This is a genomic window from Bacillus sp. FSL W8-0640, assembly GCF_038007725.1.
Lineage (GTDB): Bacteria > Bacillota > Bacilli > Bacillales > Bacillaceae_G > Bacillus_A > Bacillus_A cereus.
In genome coordinates, this window is sequence record NZ_JBBOXT010000001.1 from 836,167 (window position 1) to 855,980 (window position 19,814).

Genomic DNA, 19,814 nt, shown 5'->3' on the forward strand with positions numbered 1-19,814 from the left:
ATATAGGCCCCTCCTTTACTCTGTTAATTAATAGATACCCTTTTTATTAGGTCGTAAACATGTATTATCGTTTTTGTATGTAAAAATCATAAAATATCGGTTGTTTCAGTGATTCTTGTTTGAGGAAGCAAAATAAAAAAGCCAAGGATAATTTATTTTCTCCTTGGCGTTTAAGATATTTCTTTTCGTTAAAACGAAGAAACGCGTTGCTTCGTTTTTGGTACAATAATAAATTTGATCCAGAGTAACCCGACAATCATAATGATAAGGCTATGTAAAAATTGACCTGTAGCAATGAGTATAACACTCGAAAATACAATGAGTTGAATACTTAGCAATATAAAGATTAAGCTAAGAAATTGTTTCATTCTTTCTTCAGTATGGATTGGATATAATGCTGCAATAATATTTCCCGAAAAATATTTCCATAGTGAACGAAGCTGCATAGAGATCATATATAGAACGATGTAAGTGATAGCACCTTTTACGTATATATTTGGTATGAAATATAAGGCGAAAGCACCGATCAATCCTAAGCGAATATATATACCGAAATAATCATTTCCACGTAAAAATGCTAGTGTATGTAAGTAGAAGAAAGTTGCTCGTTTTTTATGTAATAAAGGTTCAATCCAATTTGTAAGCCATTTTCTTTTATTTACTTGTTTATTCAGTTGCGGAACATCGGTGAAAATGCTAGCAAATTGATAAAAACGAACGTTCATTTTTTCTTCTTGCTCGATTATGTAATCCCACGGTATTCGTTTTGTAGGCTGTTTTTTCGTATATAGAAGTAGGAAAGCAAGTAGTAAGAGTAGTCCGCCCAATATGAGAACATTTGCGGAATAAAACAGCATGTAAATGATTAGGGCGTTACAAGTAATACGAATGATCAGCCATATATTTTTTTCGTGACTATCACGCCACATCCAATGTATGTACATGTTCCAGGCTTTCGTAATCATTAACACGATAAAGATTGTACATAAAAAAGGTACAGTTAATTGTAATGATTGCATAGCAAGTGGAACGAGAATAAGGAACGTAAATAACAATGGGAAAAGCTGCATGATGTAATTGTATAGAAGAGATTTTTTGAAATAGGATGTTAGTTTCTCTTCTAATGCAAGCAAATAGACAGCATCAGGTTTTTGAATAAATGTACGGATAGGGCATCTCGTTATAATGAACGTAAGTACAATCGTTATAATTATTAAAGATATTCCTTTAGAAGGAGATGCTTTTAGAAACTGAGCATAATAATATGCACCAACGCATGAAATAAAGATAAAGCTATATAGTAAACCGTTAATCATACGTGCAAAGTATGTAATGATATTTTGAATATGTTGTTGGAAGCGACTGCTCCATAGCGATTCGATTGACATGTTTTTCACCTCTTTGTTCTATTATATATGTTTTACAAAAGAAAAAACGAGCAAATTGCGTTATGCAACTTGCCCGTTTTTCTTTTCGTTATTTTTTTTCTGATCACGATTCATTAATGGATAGAAAGCAAATCCAATTACGAATAAACCAATTCCGAGAAGGAACGTTTTTATATCGGATGCGCCAGTTTTAATAACCCATAGTGCGTAGCAAAGTGCGATAACTGCGACTATGCCATCTGTAATTCTTGCCCGCATTTCATTTTTATATGTTTCACCAGTTGCGACTAGTTTTAACTGGAAGATTGGTGAAACGAGATATGGAATGAGGTAGGCCAGTGTTGATACGGTAATAACGAATGTATAAGCTTCCGCAATGGTTCCTGATAATGTTGAGAATAGGAATACTTGCGACATAATGTTTGTTAATCGTAATGAGTAAATTGGACTTCCTTTTTTATTTGTTTTCGTGAAGAAGGAAGGGAAGAAACCTTCTTTTGCTGCTTGATAAGGTACTTCTGAGCTTAATAAAATCCAGCCTAAGATAGAACCGAACAGGGAAGTAAGAGCAAGTAATGCCATCAGTTTCCCGCCGCCGTGACCCATTGCAGCATTTAGTGCATCTGCTAATGGACGTTCAGAAGCTTGTAATTTATCAACGTGAAGTACACCCATTGTTAAAATTGTAATTCCTAAGTAAATCGCAACTGTAATAAGTAATCCCGCAACTGTTGCACGTTTTACCGTTTTTGGAGAAACAGCACGGTTTGATAAAAGAACGGCTGATTCAATTCCGATAAACGCCCAAAGCGTTGTAAGAGCAGCTAAATTTACTTGTGAAAGAAGACCATGTGATGCACCTGATTTATCAATCATCGGTGTGTACCATTGTCCAAACTTAGAAGCTTCGAATGCAAATAACGTAACGACGATGAATAAAAGGAATCCAGTTACTTTCGTTGTTGTTGCTAAGAAGTTTAGTTTTCCAGCTCCGCTTACACCGTTTGTTAATATAATATGAGTTCCCCAAAGTAAGATGGAACAAATCGTAAATGTAATTAGTTTTCCGACTTCTACGTTAAACGAGCCGATTGAAAATAGTAGTCGCGTATCTTTCATAATTGGGAAGAAGAGTGATAAATATCCCGCAAATGATGTAATGATGGCAACGTTACTTGCCCAGTTTGCAACCCAATATCCCCATACCATACTGAAGCCAGCCATTTTTTTCTTTTTTGGTGTTGAGAATAAAGCATATGCATGACTTTGTGGCCCTGTCGTTAAATCAGGACGACGAATTGCTAAATTACCGAAAACAAGAGCTAGCATTAAAACACCAAACCCTGTGGTTAACCAAGCTAAAGTGACACCGAGTGGGCTTGCTGTTTGTGCCAACGTACTTGGTACCATGAAAATACCAGCGCCAACCATGTTACCGACAACGAAAGCTGTTAGTACCCAAAAGCCCCATTTTTTTTGTTGCATAGAAAAATACCTCCAAAGTTAGTATAACCAAGTCAAGCGAGGAGATATGTATGTCTTCCTGAATCAGGAAGAGAAGTCCCAAACAAAACAAAAAAAGCACGTAATTTGCCGCTACATGCTTTCTATCTTATAAGAAACCCACGACATACCTCTCGATAGCTCTCCACAAACGAAACGTTTGTGACAGTTCTGCACTTATTAAATGCAGACCCAGCAAGCGTGCATGGTGGACACGACTTACTTCGGCAACCATTCCTTTCTCATTCCTTCATCAATGCCACTACATCTCCTGAAATGATACTCTTAATGATTGCAACCTCTACCTCACCGAGATACGAATGAGGATTTAAATATTAAATTAACGTCTTTAAGAGTAACAAATGAATTTTTATCCGTCAATGGATATAGTAATAATCAGATTATAGAGAAGAGTTTGTGATTAAAAGCGAGTTAGGAGAAGATGTAACGATTATTAGTTCTGCAGAAGAAACAGCGATAGAGTTAAGTACCATTTTACAGCACAAAGGAATTTTGTCTGACAATCTGAATCCGAAGCATCGCTTTTTTACAACGGGATCTGTTTTATCATTTGAACATATTGCTGAGCGATGGCTAGGGTATCAAATTTCTGTAGAATGTGTACATTTGCCTATGAAAAATGCGTGTATACATAATTAAGATTTAGTAAATTACTTTTTTAAATAAATGAGGTTCGTTTCATAAGAAGGAAAGAATAAGCTTTTAATTGAAGTGTTTAAGGGCAGTTCAATTAAAGGGGAGATTGGATTATGGAATTATTAAGATCTCAATTATTTGCTTTAGAGTATATTTCAAAATATGCAGAGAACGAAAAACGTGGGGCTAAAGCAACGATTAATCATATACTTAAAATGTCTAATATTACAGATGAAATATTTGAAGAAGCTGTCGCTAATTTAAAATCTCATGCAAGGATTGCTTTACACTTTCATCCAGACAGACTAGATTCGAATATGAAAAGTGTTGCTGAAGCACTGTTTGAGCAAGGAGTATATAAAAGTCAGTTTGAAACATTGCTATCTAATGGAAGCGTATCTGCTTATCCTGGTGGTGAACGTGACCTTTGGGAAAAGAGAATATTTGGAGGGGCATATCAATTAGAAGGCGTAACGAATGATCAACGGCCAAAATACGGAGCGCTAAATTTAATGTTACATCCAGATGGGCCGGCTCCGCGTTTTGGTTCATGTTATTTTCTCTTATCTCCAAAAGTTTCTTCGCGCTCTACATATACATATTTAGATTCGCATCAAGATCCGAAAGAAAAGGGGACTTATGAGGAGTTTGATATGATTTTAGCTGCTCTTTTGGAAGAGACATTCGTAAGAGATTTTGTAATTGGTGAAGGGAATTTGACGCCAACAATATTAATTAATCATTTACTAGCTAACCTGAAAAGGCCGTTTATAGATTTAGTAAGCAAAGAGCCAGCCCGTAATCTTAATCATTATATTGAAGCGCAGATTCATGGAGAGATTTCTCTTAAAGAAGACGTGGAGGCGCTTGTTGCAGATCCTTCATTTAAGGGTACGGATGTAGGAAAAGTTTTAGAAGAAATTTGCCTGAAGTATGCGATTGATTTGTATTGGCACATCGGTTTTGTACTTGCGGTAGACGAAGTTCCAATGGATTTTAGAGGTTCAAAAATGCCATCTTTAGCAAGACGCATTGCACGGAATCATTGCATCGATGCAAATATAATTGGCTCTGCTGTAGTGGATTTGAAGCGCAATCCATTATCTTGGAGTGATCGTGGAACTTATGAAGAAGTGCTTCAGGAATTAAAATTATTATGGCATGTTTTAGTTCGATTTGGAAAACCAAATCGGAAGTAGAACGAAATACTCCGTTTTTCGGAAGTATTTATATAGAAAAGAAGCTGATCTATTTATAGATCAGCTTCTTTTTATAAGATTAAACTAAGTTTAATACAGTTACTTTTTCACGTGTCATAGACTCAAGGCTCTTACGAATACCTTGTGCGCCCATACCTGAACCTTTTACACCGATGAATGGGAAATGGTCAGGGCCACGCTCTGTGCGTCCGTTAATTTGTACAGAACCAGTTTCGATTTTGTTAGCAATTGCAAATGCTTTGTTAATGTCTTTAGTGAAGACACTTGCTTGCAGACCGAATTCTGATTTGTTAGCAATTTCAATTGCCTGTTCATCTGAAGAAACACGGATGATTGGAAGGATTGGACCGAATGGCTCTTCCCAAGCAACTTTCATCTCTTCTGTTACGTGATCGATTAATGTTGGGTAAATTAAGTTACGCTCACGTTTGTTACCGATAACGATCGTAGCACCTTTTTCAACAGCGTCGTCAACTAAACCTTGAACGAAGTCAGCAGATTTGTCGTCAATTAATGGAACGATTGTGCTGTCTTGTTCTGGAGATCCAACTGATAGTTCAGCTACTTGCGCTTTTAATAAGCTAACAAGCTCGTCCGCTACGTTTTCGTGTACAAGTACACGTTTAATAGCTGTACAACGTTGACCAGAGTAAGAGAATGCACCGCTTACGATATGGTTTGCAGCATCTTGTAAGTCAGCATCTTCACGAACGATACCAGGATCTTTACCACCAAGTTCTAATACAAGTGGAATCATTGAAGCTTTTTTCGCTAAATGTTTACCTGTGTTTGTACCACCTGTGAACGATACCATATTGATGCCTTCGTGCTCTACTAAGTAGTCACCAATTACAGAACCGCGTCCTGTAGCTACGTTTACAAGACCTTTTGGAAGGCCAGCTTTGTGAAGTGCTTCAACCATTTTAATACCACTAATTGCACCTTGAGTTGCTGGTTTGAAAATAACAGCGTTACCCATAATTAATGCTGGTGCAAGTTTTGCAGCAGATAAGTTTACTGGGTAGTTAAATGGTGCGATTGCTAATACAACACCAAGTGGTGCGCGTTGGATAATCGCAAGTTTAGATTTTGTACCGCCCGGGAAGCTATCGCCCATCATGCTTTCTCCGTGCATATGTAAAGCTTCTTCGATCGTGTAACGAATGAAGTCAGCTGTACGAACAACTTCTTTCTTCGCATCTTTATATCCTTTACCGACTTCTTTCATAATGATATCGGCAATTTCATCCTGCATATTTACGAGCTCATCAGCCCATTTATATAAGTATTTTGCGCGATCTTGTAGGGAAGCTTCAGCCCATGATTTTTGAGCTTCTTTTGCAGATGCAATTGCTTCATCCACTTCTCCGCGAGTAATTGCTTGTACTTGTCCAATTACTTCGTGTAAGTATGGAGATGGAATTTCGATTGTTTCTCCTGAAGAGCTTTCTCTCCATTCTCCGTTTAAATAAAATTTGTACGTATTGCTAGTTGTCATGATTAGTCCTCCTAAAATAGCAACTTGTAAGAGTGAGTATAAGGTGATTGTAGGGGGTTTGATAACATTTTTCAAATGAAATGTTTGTGAAAACGATTTCTTATTCTTTTTTTATTTTGTATGCCCTTTCTTACAGAACATTCCCTTATTTCAAAATGGTGTATCATATATTTTTATTTGAAGTGTGAAAAAATAATTGACAGAATACTCAATAAAGTTGTAAGATTATAAATGGAAAATAAATGAAGGGGGTGTGCGTAATGATTGTAATCGTAAATGTAATGGGCTTAGCTCTGTTAAATGGCAGAAAACATTCATATCATTACGCAACCCGTACGGATATATAGGGCATCTTTGTCTTATAAAAAGCGTACGTTGCGTATATCGTAACGTACGCTTTTTATGCATTCCTGTGCATATCGTCAAGCGGCGGTATGCTTTTTTTTGTTTATTTTCCCTTGTTTAGTTCCGATAAAAAACTTTGGAAGGTGGAAAAATGTGATGAGATTGTATGGGTTACGAAATGTAAATGTGATGGGTCTGGATAGTGGATAAAGAAATGAGAGGTAAACGAGAACGAGAAGGGAGAGGTTACATTGTTATCAGTATTACTAAAGTTAAAATGGTTTTTTAGGGAGCACTGGAAGAGATATAGTATTGCCATTGGAGCTCTTTTAATTGTGAATATAGTTGAAGTTATTCCCCCGAAAGTGTTAGGGGTTACGATAGATAATATAAAAACAGGAACGTTATCGAACGAAGCAATTATGCAATCTATTCTTATTTTAATAGGGGTTACAATCGTTGGGTATGGTCTTACTTTCGTATGGCAACATCAATTGTTTGGAGGTGCATTTGTACTTGAGAAAACGATGCGCTCTAAATTTATGGGGCATTTACTTAAGATGACGCCGACTTTTTATCAAAAAAATCGTACTGGCGACTTAATGGCGAGGGCAACGAATGATTTAAAAGCAATCGCTATGACAGCTGGTTTTGGTATATTAACGCTTGTGGATTCTAGTTTATACATGCTTACGATCGTTTTTATGATGGGATTTACAATTAGTTGGGAGCTTACATTTGCAGCGCTTATTCCGCTTCCAATTATGGCGTATGCGATGAATATATATGGAAAGAAATTGCATGAAAGATTTACCGTTGCGCAAGATGCGTTTGGTGATATGAACGATAAAGTGCTTGAATCAATCGCTGGCGTGCGTGTTATTCGTGCATACGTACAAGAGAATGCAGACGAGGAAAGATTTCATCACTTAGGAGATGACGTCTACGAAAAAAATATGAAAGTAGCGAGAATTGACGCATTATTCCAACCAACTGTGAAAATGCTTGTTGGCCTTAGTTATTTAATCGGTTTAGTGTACGGGGCATATCTTGTATTTCAATCAAAGGTAACACTTGGTGAACTTGTTTCATTTAACGTGTATTTAGGGATGATGATTTGGCCGATGTTTGCAATTGGTGAATTAATTAATGTTATGCAAAGAGGAAATGCTTCGCTTGACCGTGTGAATGAAACGTTAGCGTATGAGCCAGATGTAAAGAATCCGAAACATCCAAAGCTTGTACAAGAGCCGGATTATATTCAGTTTGATGATGTTACCTTTTCATATCCTTCATCAACTGAAGAAAATTTAAAAAAGGTTTCTTTCACATTAAAGCAAGGAGAAACGCTAGGGGTTGTCGGAAAAACAGGAAGCGGGAAAACGACGCTTGTACGTCAGCTTCTTCGTCAATATCCACTTGGAGATGGAGATATTGCAGTTTCTGATGTGACATTAGATAAAATGACGAATGAAAATGTACTCGGCTGGATTGGTTATGTACCGCAGGAGCATATTTTGTTCTCAAAAACAGCGCGAGAAAATATTTTATTCGGAAATAGGGAAGCGACTGAAGAAGAACTAGAGAAAGCAATTGAAATTGCTGCGTTTAAAAAGGATTTAGAGTTTTTACCAGAAGGGTTAGAAACGCTCGTTGGAGAGAAAGGTGTTTCTTTATCAGGAGGGCAAAAACAAAGGATCTCGATTGCAAGAGCTGTTATTCAAAATCCAGAAATTTTAATTTTGGATGATTCTTTATCAGCTGTAGATGCTCGTACGGAAGCAGCGATCATTGAAAATATAAGAACGGAAAGAAGCGGAAAGACGACGATTATTACGACGCATCGTTTATCTGCAGTGCAACATGCGGATTGGATTCTCGTTATGGATGAAGGCGCAGTTATAGAAGAAGGTACGCATGCTCAGCTTATCCAGAGCGGAGGCTGGTATGCTGAACAGTTTGAAAGACAACAAGGTGAAAGTGAAAGTGCGGATAGTGGGGTGAAAATATGAGCGTTTCAAAACGATTGTTTCAATACGCGATGAAAGTGAAAGGGACGATTTTTGCTGCTATGTTAATGTTATTTATTTTCGTCATCGCAGAGCTTGCTGGTCCTTTCGTCGCTAAAACGATGATTGACGATCATATCGTCGGGATAGAGAAACCTTGGTATGAAACAGAACAGAGTGAAGATGCTGTTTCGTATAATGGGGCTTTTTATAAGCGAAGTGATCGCTTTGAACAAGGCGAGAAAAAAGGAAAAGAAGTACGCGTGATGCAAGTCGGTTTTCAATATTATTTTGTACCGAATAAAGTAAATGTAGAAGGATCACGTACTGTAAAAGGGGATATGATTACCGTTCAAAATGGTAAGGCGGTGCAAGTTTATAAAGCGAAAGCATTAACAAAGGAAGAAGTATTTGCATTTTATAAGCCAGAAATAAACCGTCTATTATTACTTGGTGGTGGCTATTTTGCTTTATTAGTAGTCGTATCATTATTTGCATACGGAAAGCAGTTCTTCTTGCAAAAGGCAGCGAACAAAATTATTCAAATTATGAGGGAAGATGTTTTTTCTCATATTCAAACGTTGCCAATTCGGTACTTTGATCATTTACCGGCGGGGAAAATTGTTTCGCGTGTGACGAATGATACAGAGGCCATTCGTGATTTATATGTAACGGTGTTGGCAACATTCGTTTCTAGTATCATCTATATTATTGGGATATTTGCTGCGCTATTTTTATTAGATGTGAAGCTCGCTTCATTATGTTTATTAATTATCCCAATTTTAATTGTTTGGGCGATTCTTTATAGAAAATACGCGTCTGTATACAATCATAAAATGCGCTCTCGTTTATCTGATATTAACGGAACAGTAAATGAATCCATTCAAGGGATGCCAATTATTCAAGCGTTCCGTCAAGAGCGTGAAACGAAAAAAGAGTTTGAAGAATTAAATGGCGATTATTTTAAGTATCAAAATAAAATTTTGAATTTAAATGCAGCAACTTCTCATAATTTAGTATCCGTATTAAGAAATATCGCTTTCACAGGTGTGATTTGGTATTTCGGTGGCGCTTCATTAAGTGCTACAGGCGTCATTTCTCTAGGGATACTGTATGCGTTCGTTGATTATTTAACACGATTGTTCTCACCGATTACAAATATGGTGAATCAGCTTGCTAACTTAGAACAATCGCGTGTTGCATCAGAGCGTGTTTTTGAATTGTTAGAGGAAAAAGGAGAAGCAGTAGAAGAAGAGCGTATGCCTCGCTTACAAGGAAATGTGAAGTTTGATAATGTATCGTTTTCTTATAATGGGAAAGATGAAGTGTTAAAAAATATTTCTTTTGAAGCGAAACAAGGGGAGACCGTGGCACTTGTCGGTCATACTGGATCAGGAAAAAGTTCTATTATGAACGTACTCTTTCAGTTTTACGAGTTTGAAAAAGGAAAGCTTACGATTGATGGTCATGATGTAAAAGAGATGCCGAAACAAGCAACTCGTGAACATATGGGAATTGTACTGCAAGATCCGTTTTTATTTAGCGGAACAGTAGCATCTAATGTAAGTTTAGAAAATGAAAAAATTTCAAAAGAGCGCATCGTAAAAGCATTGCGTGATGTTGGTGCTGAAAGATTTGCGAACAATATAAATGAAGAAATTACGGAGAAAGGAAGTACTCTTTCAACCGGAGAACGTCAGCTTATATCGTTTGCTAGGGCGCTCGCTTTTGACCCAGCCATTTTAATTTTAGATGAAGCGACATCTAGTATCGATACAGAAACAGAGGCGATGATTCAACAAGCGCTAGAAGTTGTGAAAAAAGGAAGAACGACATTTATTATCGCTCACCGACTTTCAACAATTAAAAGCGCAGATCAAATTATTGTGCTTGATAGAGGAACCATTTTAGAAAAAGGGTCTCATGATGAGCTAATGAAAAAGCGCGGGCGTTATTATGATATGTACAAAACGCAAATGGAAGGGAACCAGAGCGCTTAATAGGTATGGGAGAGAACTTGTGATTTTCACAAGTTCTTTTTTTAGTGAATCAGGGCAGTTAAATAAGAAGTATTATTTTACCTTTCCTACAATTAATGCTATATTAAAAAATGTTACTTATTTTTTGTATGTAGCGTTATTTTTCCCTTTTGTTTGATTATGAAGAAAAAGGATAAACTAAATAAGAACATTTTCATTGAAAAATTGTTCAAGATTGCATACAATCAATATAGTTTTTAAATTCCTATCAGAATACTTGGAGGATTACTATCATGAAGAAATTATTTTCAGTGCTTGCAGTAACTACATTAGCGATCGGGATTGTAGCCGGCTGCGGTAAAGAAGAGAAAAAAGATACAGCTAGTCAAGACGCGTTACAAAAGATAAAACAAAGCGGTGAACTTGTAATTGGAACAGAAGGTACATACGCACCGTTCACATTCCATGATTCAAGCAATAAATTAACTGGATTTGACGTTGAACTATCAGAAGAAGTTGCAAAACGTTTAGGTGTAAAACCTGTATTTAAAGAAACACAATGGGATAGCTTACTTGCTGGTTTAGATGCAAAACGTTTCGATATGGTTGCAAACGAAGTTGGTATTCGTGAAGACCGTCAAAAGAAATATGATTTCTCTAAACCGTACGTTTCATCTTCAGCGGCATTAGTTATTGCAAAAGATAAAGATAAGCCTGCTACATTTGCTGATGTAAAAGGTTTAAAAGGAGCACAATCTTTAACGAGTAACTATGCAGATATTGCTAAGAAAAACGGTGCGGAAATTATTGGTGTAGAAGGATTTAGCCAAGCGGCAGAATTATTAGCTTCAGGACGCGTTGATTTTACAATTAATGATAAGTTATCAGTATTAAATTATTTAGAAACGAAAAAAGATGCAAAAATTAAAATTGTAGATACTGAAAAAGAAGCTTCAGAAAGTGGATTCTTATTCCGTAAAGGTAGCACTAAGCTTGTACAAGAAGTAGATAAAGCGTTAGAAGATATGAAAAAAGACGGTACGTATGACAAAATAATGAAAAAATGGTTCGGTGAAAATGTATCTAAGTAGTGCATTAGTTTCAGATCGATTGTCTACTTGGATAGATATTATGCAGACTTCCTTCATGCCTATGCTGAAGGAAGCTGTTTTTACAACAATTCCATTAACGCTTATTACATTTATTATCGGGATTATACTTGCGACGTTAACAGCGCTCGCACGTATTTCTGGTAGTCGTATTTTACAATGGATTGCTCGTATCTATGTATCTATCATTCGCGGAACGCCACTTCTTGTACAATTATTTATTATTTTCTATGGACTTCCAACTCTTAATATTGAAGTTGAGCCATATACAGCAGCAGTTGTTGGATTTTCATTAAATGTCGGTGCATATGCATCTGAAATTATTCGTGCTTCTATCCTTTCCATTCCGAAAGGGCAGTGGGAAGCAGCTTATACAATTGGGATGACATATCCACAAGCATTAAAACGTGTTATTTTACCACAAGCAACGCGCGTATCAATCCCGCCGCTTTCGAATACATTTATTAGCTTAGTGAAGGATACTTCGTTAGCATCGTTAATTTTAGTAACAGAAATGTTCCGAAAAGCGCAGGAAATTGCGGCGATGAACTACGAGTTTTTAATTGTTTATTTTGAAGCAGGTCTTATTTATTGGGTTATTTGTTTCTTATTATCAATCGTACAACAGATGTTAGAAAAGCGTTCAGAACGCTACACATTAAAATAATCCTTTTACAAAAGGAGTTTTTGTTTTTATGATTTCAATTCAGCACTTACAAAAAAGTTTCGGAGATAATACCGTACTAAAGCATATAGATTTAACAGTTGAGAAGGGCGAGGTTGTTGTTATTATTGGGCCGTCTGGATCTGGTAAAACGACATTCTTACGTTGTCTCAATGTATTAGAAACACCAAACGCTGGTAATATTCGTATCGGTAATAAAGAGCTTAACTTCTCTCAAAAAGTAACGAAGAAAGATATTGTTAATCTTCGTACGCAAACAGGTATGGTATTCCAGCACCATAATTTATTCCCGCATTTAACAGCACTTCAAAATGTAATGGAAGGGCTCGTTACAGTGAAAAAGATGGGGAAAGAAGAAGCAAAGAAAAAAGCACACTATTTCCTTGAAAAAGTTGGTTTAGCAGATAAAGTGGATTTATATCCGTTCCAATTATCAGGCGGACAACAACAGCGCGTTGGAATTGCGCGTGCGCTTGCGATGGAGCCGGAAGTGTTACTATTTGATGAACCGACATCAGCGCTTGATCCTGAACTCGTTCAAGAAGTTCTGAAAGTAATGAAAGAACTTGCTAAAGAAGGCATGACGATGGTTATTGTAACGCACGAAATGCGTTTTGCACATCAAATTGCGAACCGTGTTATTTTCATGGATGGTGGTGTCGTTGTCGAACAAGGTACACCAGAAGAAGTATTTACAAATCCAAAAGAAGAACGTACGAAGAAGTTTTTACAAATGTTGCAATAAATTAAGGAAGGTCTCAAGGCATATGCCTTGAGACCTTTTTGCCATATATATTTATTTGTGGAATCCGCCAAGGCTTTGCTCAGCCATTGCAACTAGACGTTTTGTGATTTCTCCACCAACTGAACCGTTAGCGCGAGCCGTAGAATCTGCTCCTAATTGTACACCAAATTCTTGAGCGATTTCGTACTTCATTTGATCGATTGCAGCTGTTGCACCTGGTACTACTAATTGATTTGAAGAATTTTGGTTTGCCATAGGAATATATCCTCCTTAGAGTTATAAAAGTTTTTTTGGTTGGACTAGCTGGAGTTGAACCAGATTATCGCCCCGATTGGCGCTAATCCATCGGTAATTAAGTTTGTACTCATAGTATGGATGTTACCTAGAAAGATATACAAAATAATAATTTGTAAATTTTGTAAAAAAACTTATTGATTTCGTAAATTATGAAATAAGAGTAATCGTTGTATTTTTAAGAAAACAGGCCAAACTAAGGAGGATATTAAATATAATTTTCTCATTGTAGCCTGCTACTTGTAGGCTAATTATTAGCTTCTTATTTATGATTTATTGAAATAAAAATGAAATCGGTAGCAACTTTATAGTTCTATTTTTAAGTAGGGATGGAGTGGGCACTCCTATGTCTGGATAGGTTGCTCTCTTCACTCTAAAAAAGAGAGGCTTTAAACGATAAAGTATGGAGGAATCATGATGGGGATTTGCCCGCTTTGCAACGCATTAGAATCACAAACATATTCTTGTCAAAATTGCCAAAGTATACTCCAAGATTATGGGAAGTCTGTAGATTACATAGACGATTATAGTGCCTATATGGATCAAGAATTATTAAGTGCAGTAGATGGTTTAACGCATAATAATTCAAATGAATATTGCAATCATATTTTTTATTGCGGAGTATGTAATGTGGAAACTGAGGTTGTAGTAAAACTTGTGTAAATAGAAAACTTCCACCTTATTATCTAGGTGGAAGTTTTTGTTTTTGCATTTGTGAGTGAATCATAGGAGAAGGGATACATTCGGTGTTTGATGAAGTCCCGGATTTTATTTGGGACATTTTTTCCTTTGCATCACGTAAAGAATGTTCAGTTAAGTAGATGGCATATTCGTAAAATAACTGGCGTGTCAGTTCACTTTGTTCTTTTAATTTGGCATCTTGGAATACAGTTCGCCCAGGTTTAGAGTTGGCTTCAAATAACCACGGATTTTCCTTTGTGTCTAAACCGATATCGAAACCAATCTCACCGATGTTTCCAGTTACTTGCTCGTCGAGTGCATAACTTATTTGCAGAGCTGTTTGTTTTAATTTATTTTCAATTTGAACTTGCTTCGTTGAATCTGGAAAAAGCTCTTGTAGCAATTTTGTATTACCGCCGCTATTTACATGCGTTGTTAAACTGCCTTTGCCGGCGATTTTGGCGACGATTGCACTAACTATCCAATTACCGAAATGATTTTTATTTGTATGAATGCGGAAATCAACAGGTTGACCATCAAAGCGAAGTAACGAAATACCTTGCTGTACGATAAACTTTTTTAAATCATGCCCTTTTAGTACATGGTTTAGAAGAGTTTCTAATGATTGATACTTTCTCAGTTTGTTTTCTTCATTTTCGCGATAACGACAGTAGTAGCAATTCTCTGTTTGAGAATAAAATATTTGATGAATATTTCTACCAAAGCTCCCGTGTATTGGTTTCATGTACACTGATTTATATGTGCCAAGAAACCGTTCTACTTGTTCGAAATGCTGAAATGCTTCTGTATTTGGTAATAAGGGTTTAATTGATTCGTCTTTCATAAGAAGTTGATGAACTGCCCATTTATTGAAAAACCCTGGGTTAAACCATGGAATGGAGTAGTCTTGTTCTAATTTTCTTTTTGCTCTGACAATTGGTTTGTAATTTTCCGCTTGTCGATTCGGTAGTCGATCGTAAATGACGTTTGGTAAAGGAACCTTTTTCTTTATCCATTGTTTCTCTCGAAAGAAATATCCTTCAATTGTTTCTTCTTCCCAGTTTATATGTTGAACGCCAAAGACGAATACGAACGGTCGTAATGAGAATGGTGGTGTTAACAACTCACTGAGAGCAATTGAACGATTTCCTAAAGGATTAGAAGAATCATCGTTAAAGCCAGTTGTGAAAATGCCGATCAATGGTCCGAAAATAATCGTTTGGTTTTGTGTGAATGCATGAATAGTAGTTGATTGAGGCAGTAAAAGTTTTTCGGCAATATGCTTTCCGATAATAATTTCGCGAGTAAAGGAATAATGAATTTTTACTTCTTCACTTGCTATATGACGTATGCCGAAGGAGAGGGATGTAATAGGTGGTGTAATAGAAAAAACGTAAGGTAAAGTAATGCTATTTGGATGTTCATCTGAAATATTTAATGTATATATATGTTCTTTCAAAATAGGTTTACCTCCTTTCATTATGGTGTAAAGCGACTGAATTTAAGTGGTCCGTGAAATATCTTTTCAGCTAATGAATCACTATGACGAATGTATTGTTCGTAAGGAGGGATCGTGTTGACATACATAAGCCAGATTGCACCTTTTTGATCCATAATTGTGGAAAGTTCTAGTTCAAATAACGAAGAATAAGACTGATCTAGTGTTTGGAATACTTCATTTATAATGTCGTGTAAAGCGTCGTGCAATAGTTGCACACCTGTACTAGATAGTACGTATTTAATTTTTGAAAATGAATGTAATGAATCATCGTCCGTTGTTGAGGGTAAAAGCTGATTAGGAAATGAGCTTTTTTGTATAAATTGACCGATAACATTCCAAGTTTGTTCTTTGTTTTTTTGCAAAATGGTTCGAATGTGCAGTGGATATGTTAATTGATTTGGTGGTTGTAGCATAGTGTGCGCTATGTAACGTGATGAACGTATGTTAGATTTACACCAAGATATAAATTCGTCTGTGCGTTTGATTGGAATAGAAGTATGGTATTTTTCATTTACTGTATCGATCTGAAACGTTTTATTTTTGTAAGCGACTCGATATAAGTTATCTTTAGAATGTATATTAGTGGGGCGTATAATAATATCTTTAGTTTTTAACAACAGTTTGAAAATGTTTTGTATCGTCGCAATTTCAAATTTTGGTATATAAGGAGACAGTTTTTTATTAGTGAGAAATAAATCATGTAGTTCACTTGAATTAATAAGTGTGTTATTTAAAAAGGTAGTGGAAGGACGATTGTGCAAAGAGTGAATAATTGATTTTACTTTTTCAAAGTCTGTTTCCTCTTGAAAAGAATAACGATCATATATATAAGAAGGAATAGGGAATGTTTGCTTTTTCCATTTTCCTGTATCTGTATCGTAAATAAGACCAGAAACAAGGTCTGTTTTAGGATCAATACAAAATGGCGTAAACTGGGCAACGACATTATGATAAAGCCGAGCGCGTTTAGCGATTTCGGTGTAATACGTTTGCTCATAATGAAGTTTAGAAGTTAAAAGGCCGAGAACCAACGAAATCACTCCTTTACTACTATTTGCATAATAGGCGAAGCTATATATTGCAAATACGTTTTTATACCATTATACTTTTGTCCGTATGATGATATGCTATAGTTTTGGAGAAGTGAAAGGTTGATTGTAATGAATATATGGTTAAATATGCTAACGACGACAGGACTCGGAGCAATTATTGGGGGATATACGAATCATTTAGCGATAAAAATGTTATTTCGTCCTCATCGTCCTATTTATATCGGAAAGTTTCAAGTTCCATTTACACCAGGGTTAATTCCGAAGCGGCGTGATGAACTTGCTGTTCAATTAGGAAAAATGGTTGTAGAACATTTGTTAACACCAGAAGGAATCGGAAAAAAGCTAACAAATGAAGAGTTTCAAAAAGGTTTAATTCACTGGGCGCAAGTGGAAGTGGATAAAGTAATTACGAATGAACAATCACTGCGATATATGTTAGAGAAATGGAATGTAGCGCATGTAGAAGAAGAAGCGACTCGAAAAATCGAACATGTGATTACAGAAAAAATTCATGCATTTTTAGCAGAGTATTATACATATACATGGGAACAGGCTTTACCTCATTCTGTACATGAAAAGATAGAGAATGCGATTCCGAATGCCTCGGCGTTTATTTTAGAGCGAGGAATTAGCTTTTTTGAAAGTGAAGAAGGGAAAGCGCGTCTTTCAAAAATGATTGATGATTTCTTTGCTTCTCGTGGAACGCTACTTAACTTAGTTGGGATGTTTTTAGGAAATGTAAGTGTTGTGGATCGTGTGCAGCCAGAAGTTATTAAGTTTTTAGGGCAAGATGCTACAAAGCAGCTTTTAACTGACGTACTGCAAAAAGAGTGGGAAAAGTTAAAAGGAAGAGATGTAAAAGAATTAGAAGCATTTGTAGAGAAAGAAATGATTGTAAGCTCCGTGCTGTCAGCAGTTAAAGTAGAGGAAACAGTGAGTAAGTTTTTAAATCAATCTGTTCAGCAAGTATGTGAACCAGTTCGAGAAACAATTATTGAAAAAGTGGTTCCAAGTGCAGTAACGAAAGGCTTAAAGTGGGGAACAGAAAACGTAGAGAGTATACTAAACAATCTACACCTTGCGGAAATTGTCCAGCAAGAAGTGTCTACATTCTCAACAGAAAGATTAGAAGACTTAGTTCTGTCTATTACGAAAAACGAATTAAAAATGATTACGTATTTAGGAGCGTTATTAGGCGGAATGATCGGGCTCGTACAAGGATTGTTACTATTGTTTCTTAGATAATAAGGTGAGTACATAGAAATAAAAGTGAAATTTCTTCACATCTCTTGCATAGTTTGATATGGTAAGAAGAGGTGCGTATGTAAATGCACGTAAAAGGCAGTGCGAGTGAAAAGCGCTAGCCTTCTAAAGGAGGAAAAATAAAATGACAAAGAACATTCATGATGTTGCATATGAATTACAAAAAGCAATCGCTGAAAACGAAGACTTCAAAACTTTAAAAGAGAGCTACGCAGCAGTTCAAGCTGACACAGCTTCAAAGAACTTATTCGATGAGTTCCGTACAATGCAACTTAGCCTACAACAAAAAATGATGCAAGGCCAAGAAATCACTGAAGAAGACAACCAACAAGCACAAGAAGTTGTAGCTCGCATTCAACAAGATGCTAAAATTACAAAATTAATGGAAACTGAGCAACGCCTAAACGTTGTAATCGGTGACGTTAACAAAATTATCATGAAGCCACTTGAAGAATTATATAGCGCGCAACAACAAGCGTAATAGTGGAAGACGCTCCTAGTTTAGGAGCGTCTTTTTTGTTTAGGGAATTTAATAGTTATATCACAAAAACTCCCTTTCAAAATAGCCATTTCTTATTGATTATTTTGAAAGGGATATGTAACACATCGGTTAATTTTTTTTATTGCTGTTAATTGAAGTTTTAATATTTTTTTCGTTCAAAAACTTTTCAATCTCTTTTTGTTTCCTCCCATTTATTTTCTCAAAGCGCTTTGTAAAAGAAAAATTGGCCTTGAATAAGTTACCATCTTGGGCGAGTTTGTCTAATTCTTGATCTAGCTCTACGAAAATATCCGTAGATGATGACATAAATTCATAGATTTCTTTTGAAGGTTTTTTATAATCATTAGGTAAATTATTATTACTAATAAACTCATGGAAATTCATATCGTTTTGCTTCGCTAAATCAATTAGTTTTTGTAATTTTTCTCGGTCAGATTCTGTGAAACTCTTATCAGAATTTGTTGAAGCGAGAGGGATAATATTTTCAGATAACTCCCAACTATAATCTATATAATTTTTTATATTTTGTTTCATTTCGTCTTCATTAATAGTTTCATTTTTCTTTGAGGAACTAAATATATTTTCTGGAACTTTAATAGCAACATCTTTGATAGATTGTACATCATTTTTTTCCTTAGGCTGTACACTGTTTGAACAAGCTGATAGAAATAACATTGTAAGTAACATGAGTGGATATAAAATATATTTTTTCATAGTAATCTCCTTTTACATTCATTAGTATCTTTGTAAAATAGCTAAATTCCATTTTAAATACTTAACTAAAAGTGAGTATATATGTTTTATCATTTGATAAGATATGACGGATATTAGTAAGCCGATGCAAAAAGCTATGAATACATTGTAAACATCAGAATAACTGATTTGATGAAACCCTTTAAAGAATCCTAACCCTATTAATAATATAGGTGAAATAATTAATAACGGTGTAGCAATTATAAGTGCTAGAAGAAGTGGTAATAGAAAGAGTAATACGAAAAAGGCGATAATGATACAGATAAAGTTTAAAACACTTAAGCTCATAACAGAAAACAGTGCTGTCATAATGTTTTTTAGGCTGCGCCTATTGTCAGCGTTGCTTATTGCATATGAAACGTTAAGTTCTTTAGCGATAGTTTTAGGGTTTCCTAGTTTTTTAGAAATTTCCTCTTCAGATATTCCATCTTGTTTACCACTAATAAAATGAGTTTCGTACTCCGAGATAATATCCTTCTTTTCTGAATTAGGCATATTCTGCAGAGAGGAACTAAGTTGTTCCAAAAATCCACTTTTGTTCATAACAATCACTTTCCTTTATAAAATGATAAATTACAGCTGAGAGTCCTATCTTCTTTCTAAACAGCACAATCTGTATCTACCTTTTGA

General features: G+C 35.8%; 17 protein-coding genes, 1 pseudogene and 1 riboswitch. Of the genes and pseudogenes, 10 read left to right on the forward strand and 8 right to left on the reverse strand.

Going from position 1 to position 19,814, the window contains the following annotated elements; translation table 11 throughout:
* Positions 1–188 precede the first annotated feature (188 nt).
* Positions 189–1,388 (reverse strand): ABC transporter permease, encoded by a 1,200-nt coding sequence (locus tag N2V80_RS04365; protein ID WP_000021370.1) that lies wholly within the window; start codon positions 1,386–1,388, stop codon positions 189–191.
* 60 nt (positions 1,389–1,448) lie between these two features.
* Entirely contained in the window at positions 1,449–2,873 is a 1,425-nt protein-coding gene (locus N2V80_RS04370; RefSeq protein ID WP_001186301.1) for an amino acid permease, read from the reverse strand.
* 148 nt (positions 2,874–3,021) lie between these two features.
* Positions 3,022–3,203, reverse strand: a riboswitch (Lysine riboswitch).
* A 99-nt stretch (positions 3,204–3,302) separates the two neighbouring features.
* Here N2V80_RS04370 and N2V80_RS04375 point away from each other — a divergent pair.
* Together N2V80_RS04375 and N2V80_RS04380 are read left to right on the forward strand one after the other, a co-directional pair.
* Positions 3,303–3,551 (forward strand): annotated as a pseudogene (locus tag N2V80_RS04375) (glutamate racemase); the annotation flags it as partial.
* Positions 3,552–3,661: 110 nt separating this feature from the next.
* Positions 3,662–4,747, forward strand: a complete 1,086-nt coding sequence (locus tag N2V80_RS04380) for a DUF3626 domain-containing protein (protein WP_061654727.1) — start codon at positions 3,662–3,664, stop codon at positions 4,745–4,747.
* 79 nt (positions 4,748–4,826) lie between these two features.
* On the opposite strand, the gene gapN is transcribed toward N2V80_RS04380, so the two are convergent.
* Positions 4,827–6,266 carry an NADP-dependent glyceraldehyde-3-phosphate dehydrogenase gene (gene gapN, locus N2V80_RS04385; protein ID WP_000213634.1) on the reverse strand — a complete coding sequence of 480 codons (1,440 nt, stop codon included), beginning with the start codon at positions 6,264–6,266 and terminating at the stop codon, positions 4,827–4,829.
* Positions 6,267–6,862: 596 nt separating this feature from the next.
* Here gapN and N2V80_RS04390 point away from each other — a divergent pair.
* From N2V80_RS04390 to N2V80_RS04410, 5 genes are all read left to right on the forward strand, one after another.
* Positions 6,863–8,623 carry an ABC transporter ATP-binding protein gene (locus N2V80_RS04390; protein WP_061654726.1) on the forward strand — a complete coding sequence of 587 codons (1,761 nt, stop codon included), beginning with the start codon at positions 6,863–6,865 and terminating at the stop codon, positions 8,621–8,623.
* Entirely contained in the window at positions 8,620–10,620 is a 2,001-nt protein-coding gene (locus N2V80_RS04395; protein ID WP_000116648.1) for an ABC transporter ATP-binding protein, read from the forward strand. The genes N2V80_RS04390 and N2V80_RS04395 overlap by 4 nt, the downstream gene beginning before the upstream one ends.
* Positions 10,621–10,892: 272 nt before the next feature.
* Entirely contained in the window at positions 10,893–11,690 is a 798-nt protein-coding gene (locus N2V80_RS04400; RefSeq protein ID WP_061654725.1) for an amino acid ABC transporter substrate-binding protein, read from the forward strand.
* Positions 11,677–12,375, forward strand: coding sequence for an amino acid ABC transporter permease (locus tag N2V80_RS04405; protein WP_000281499.1), 699 nt, complete (start codon positions 11,677–11,679; stop codon positions 12,373–12,375). The genes N2V80_RS04400 and N2V80_RS04405 overlap by 14 nt, the downstream gene beginning before the upstream one ends.
* A gap of 28 nt (positions 12,376–12,403) precedes the next feature.
* Positions 12,404–13,138, forward strand: coding sequence for an amino acid ABC transporter ATP-binding protein (locus tag N2V80_RS04410; protein ID WP_000623608.1), 735 nt, complete (start codon positions 12,404–12,406; stop codon positions 13,136–13,138).
* 51 nt (positions 13,139–13,189) lie between these two features.
* Here the strand turns inward: N2V80_RS04410 and sasP are convergent, their stop codons facing one another.
* Complete coding sequence (gene sasP / locus N2V80_RS04415; protein ID WP_000013338.1) at positions 13,190–13,393, reverse strand: small acid-soluble spore protein, SasP family; 204 nt, start codon at positions 13,391–13,393, stop codon at positions 13,190–13,192.
* A gap of 456 nt (positions 13,394–13,849) precedes the next feature.
* Here sasP and N2V80_RS04420 point away from each other — a divergent pair, with 456 nt between their 5' ends.
* Positions 13,850–14,095 (forward strand): hypothetical protein, encoded by a 246-nt coding sequence (locus tag N2V80_RS04420; protein ID WP_000510474.1) that lies wholly within the window; start codon positions 13,850–13,852, stop codon positions 14,093–14,095.
* A gap of 19 nt (positions 14,096–14,114) precedes the next feature.
* Here N2V80_RS04420 and N2V80_RS04425 read toward each other — a convergent pair whose 3' ends face one another.
* Positions 14,115–15,572 (reverse strand): YheC/YheD family endospore coat-associated protein, encoded by a 1,458-nt coding sequence (locus N2V80_RS04425; protein ID WP_061654724.1) that lies wholly within the window; start codon positions 15,570–15,572, stop codon positions 14,115–14,117.
* A gap of 20 nt (positions 15,573–15,592) precedes the next feature.
* A complete protein-coding gene (locus N2V80_RS04430; protein ID WP_000242813.1) occupies positions 15,593–16,645 on the reverse strand; it encodes a YheC/YheD family endospore coat-associated protein in 1,053 nt (350 codons plus the stop codon).
* A 129-nt stretch (positions 16,646–16,774) separates the two neighbouring features.
* On the opposite strand from N2V80_RS04430, the gene N2V80_RS04435 reads away from it, so the two are divergent.
* Together N2V80_RS04435 and N2V80_RS04440 are read left to right on the forward strand one after the other, a co-directional pair.
* Positions 16,775–17,911 (forward strand): DUF445 domain-containing protein, encoded by a 1,137-nt coding sequence (locus tag N2V80_RS04435; RefSeq protein WP_001985918.1) that lies wholly within the window; start codon positions 16,775–16,777, stop codon positions 17,909–17,911.
* 142 nt (positions 17,912–18,053) lie between these two features.
* Entirely contained in the window at positions 18,054–18,410 is a 357-nt protein-coding gene (locus tag N2V80_RS04440) for a YlbF/YmcA family competence regulator (RefSeq protein ID WP_000164614.1), read from the forward strand.
* 129 nt (positions 18,411–18,539) lie between these two features.
* On the opposite strand, the gene N2V80_RS04445 is transcribed toward N2V80_RS04440, so the two are convergent.
* Positions 18,540–19,145 carry an NDxxF motif lipoprotein gene (locus tag N2V80_RS04445; protein ID WP_000760033.1) on the reverse strand — a complete coding sequence of 202 codons (606 nt, stop codon included), beginning with the start codon at positions 19,143–19,145 and terminating at the stop codon, positions 18,540–18,542.
* Between the two features lie 21 nt (positions 19,146–19,166).
* Positions 19,167–19,727, reverse strand: coding sequence for an HAAS signaling domain-containing protein (locus tag N2V80_RS04450; protein WP_001043093.1), 561 nt, complete (start codon positions 19,725–19,727; stop codon positions 19,167–19,169).
* Positions 19,728–19,814: the final 87 nt, after the last annotated feature.

Coding starts and splice junctions, on each gene's coding strand:
- N2V80_RS04400 (WP_061654725.1), top strand. CDS start 10,893: ATGAAGAAATTATTTTCAGTGCTTGCAGTAACTACATTAGCGATCGGG.
- N2V80_RS04395 (WP_000116648.1), top strand. CDS start 8,620: ATGAGCGTTTCAAAACGATTGTTTCAATACGCGATGAAAGTGAAAGGG.
- N2V80_RS04380 (WP_061654727.1), top strand. CDS start 3,662: ATGGAATTATTAAGATCTCAATTATTTGCTTTAGAGTATATTTCAAAA.
- gapN (WP_000213634.1), bottom strand. CDS start 6,266: ATGACAACTAGCAATACGTACAAATTTTATTTAAACGGAGAATGGAGA.
- N2V80_RS04365 (WP_000021370.1), bottom strand. CDS start 1,388: ATGTCAATCGAATCGCTATGGAGCAGTCGCTTCCAACAACATATTCAA.
- N2V80_RS04370 (WP_001186301.1), bottom strand. CDS start 2,873: ATGCAACAAAAAAAATGGGGCTTTTGGGTACTAACAGCTTTCGTTGTC.
- N2V80_RS04435 (WP_001985918.1), top strand. CDS start 16,775: ATGAATATATGGTTAAATATGCTAACGACGACAGGACTCGGAGCAATT.
- N2V80_RS04405 (WP_000281499.1), top strand. CDS start 11,677: ATGTATCTAAGTAGTGCATTAGTTTCAGATCGATTGTCTACTTGGATA.
- N2V80_RS04445 (WP_000760033.1), bottom strand. CDS start 19,145: ATGAAAAAATATATTTTATATCCACTCATGTTACTTACAATGTTATTT.
- N2V80_RS04420 (WP_000510474.1), top strand. CDS start 13,850: ATGGGGATTTGCCCGCTTTGCAACGCATTAGAATCACAAACATATTCT.
- N2V80_RS04410 (WP_000623608.1), top strand. CDS start 12,404: ATGATTTCAATTCAGCACTTACAAAAAAGTTTCGGAGATAATACCGTA.
- sasP (WP_000013338.1), bottom strand. CDS start 13,393: ATGGCAAACCAAAATTCTTCAAATCAATTAGTAGTACCAGGTGCAACA.
- N2V80_RS04450 (WP_001043093.1), bottom strand. CDS start 19,727: ATGAACAAAAGTGGATTTTTGGAACAACTTAGTTCCTCTCTGCAGAAT.
- N2V80_RS04440 (WP_000164614.1), top strand. CDS start 18,054: ATGACAAAGAACATTCATGATGTTGCATATGAATTACAAAAAGCAATC.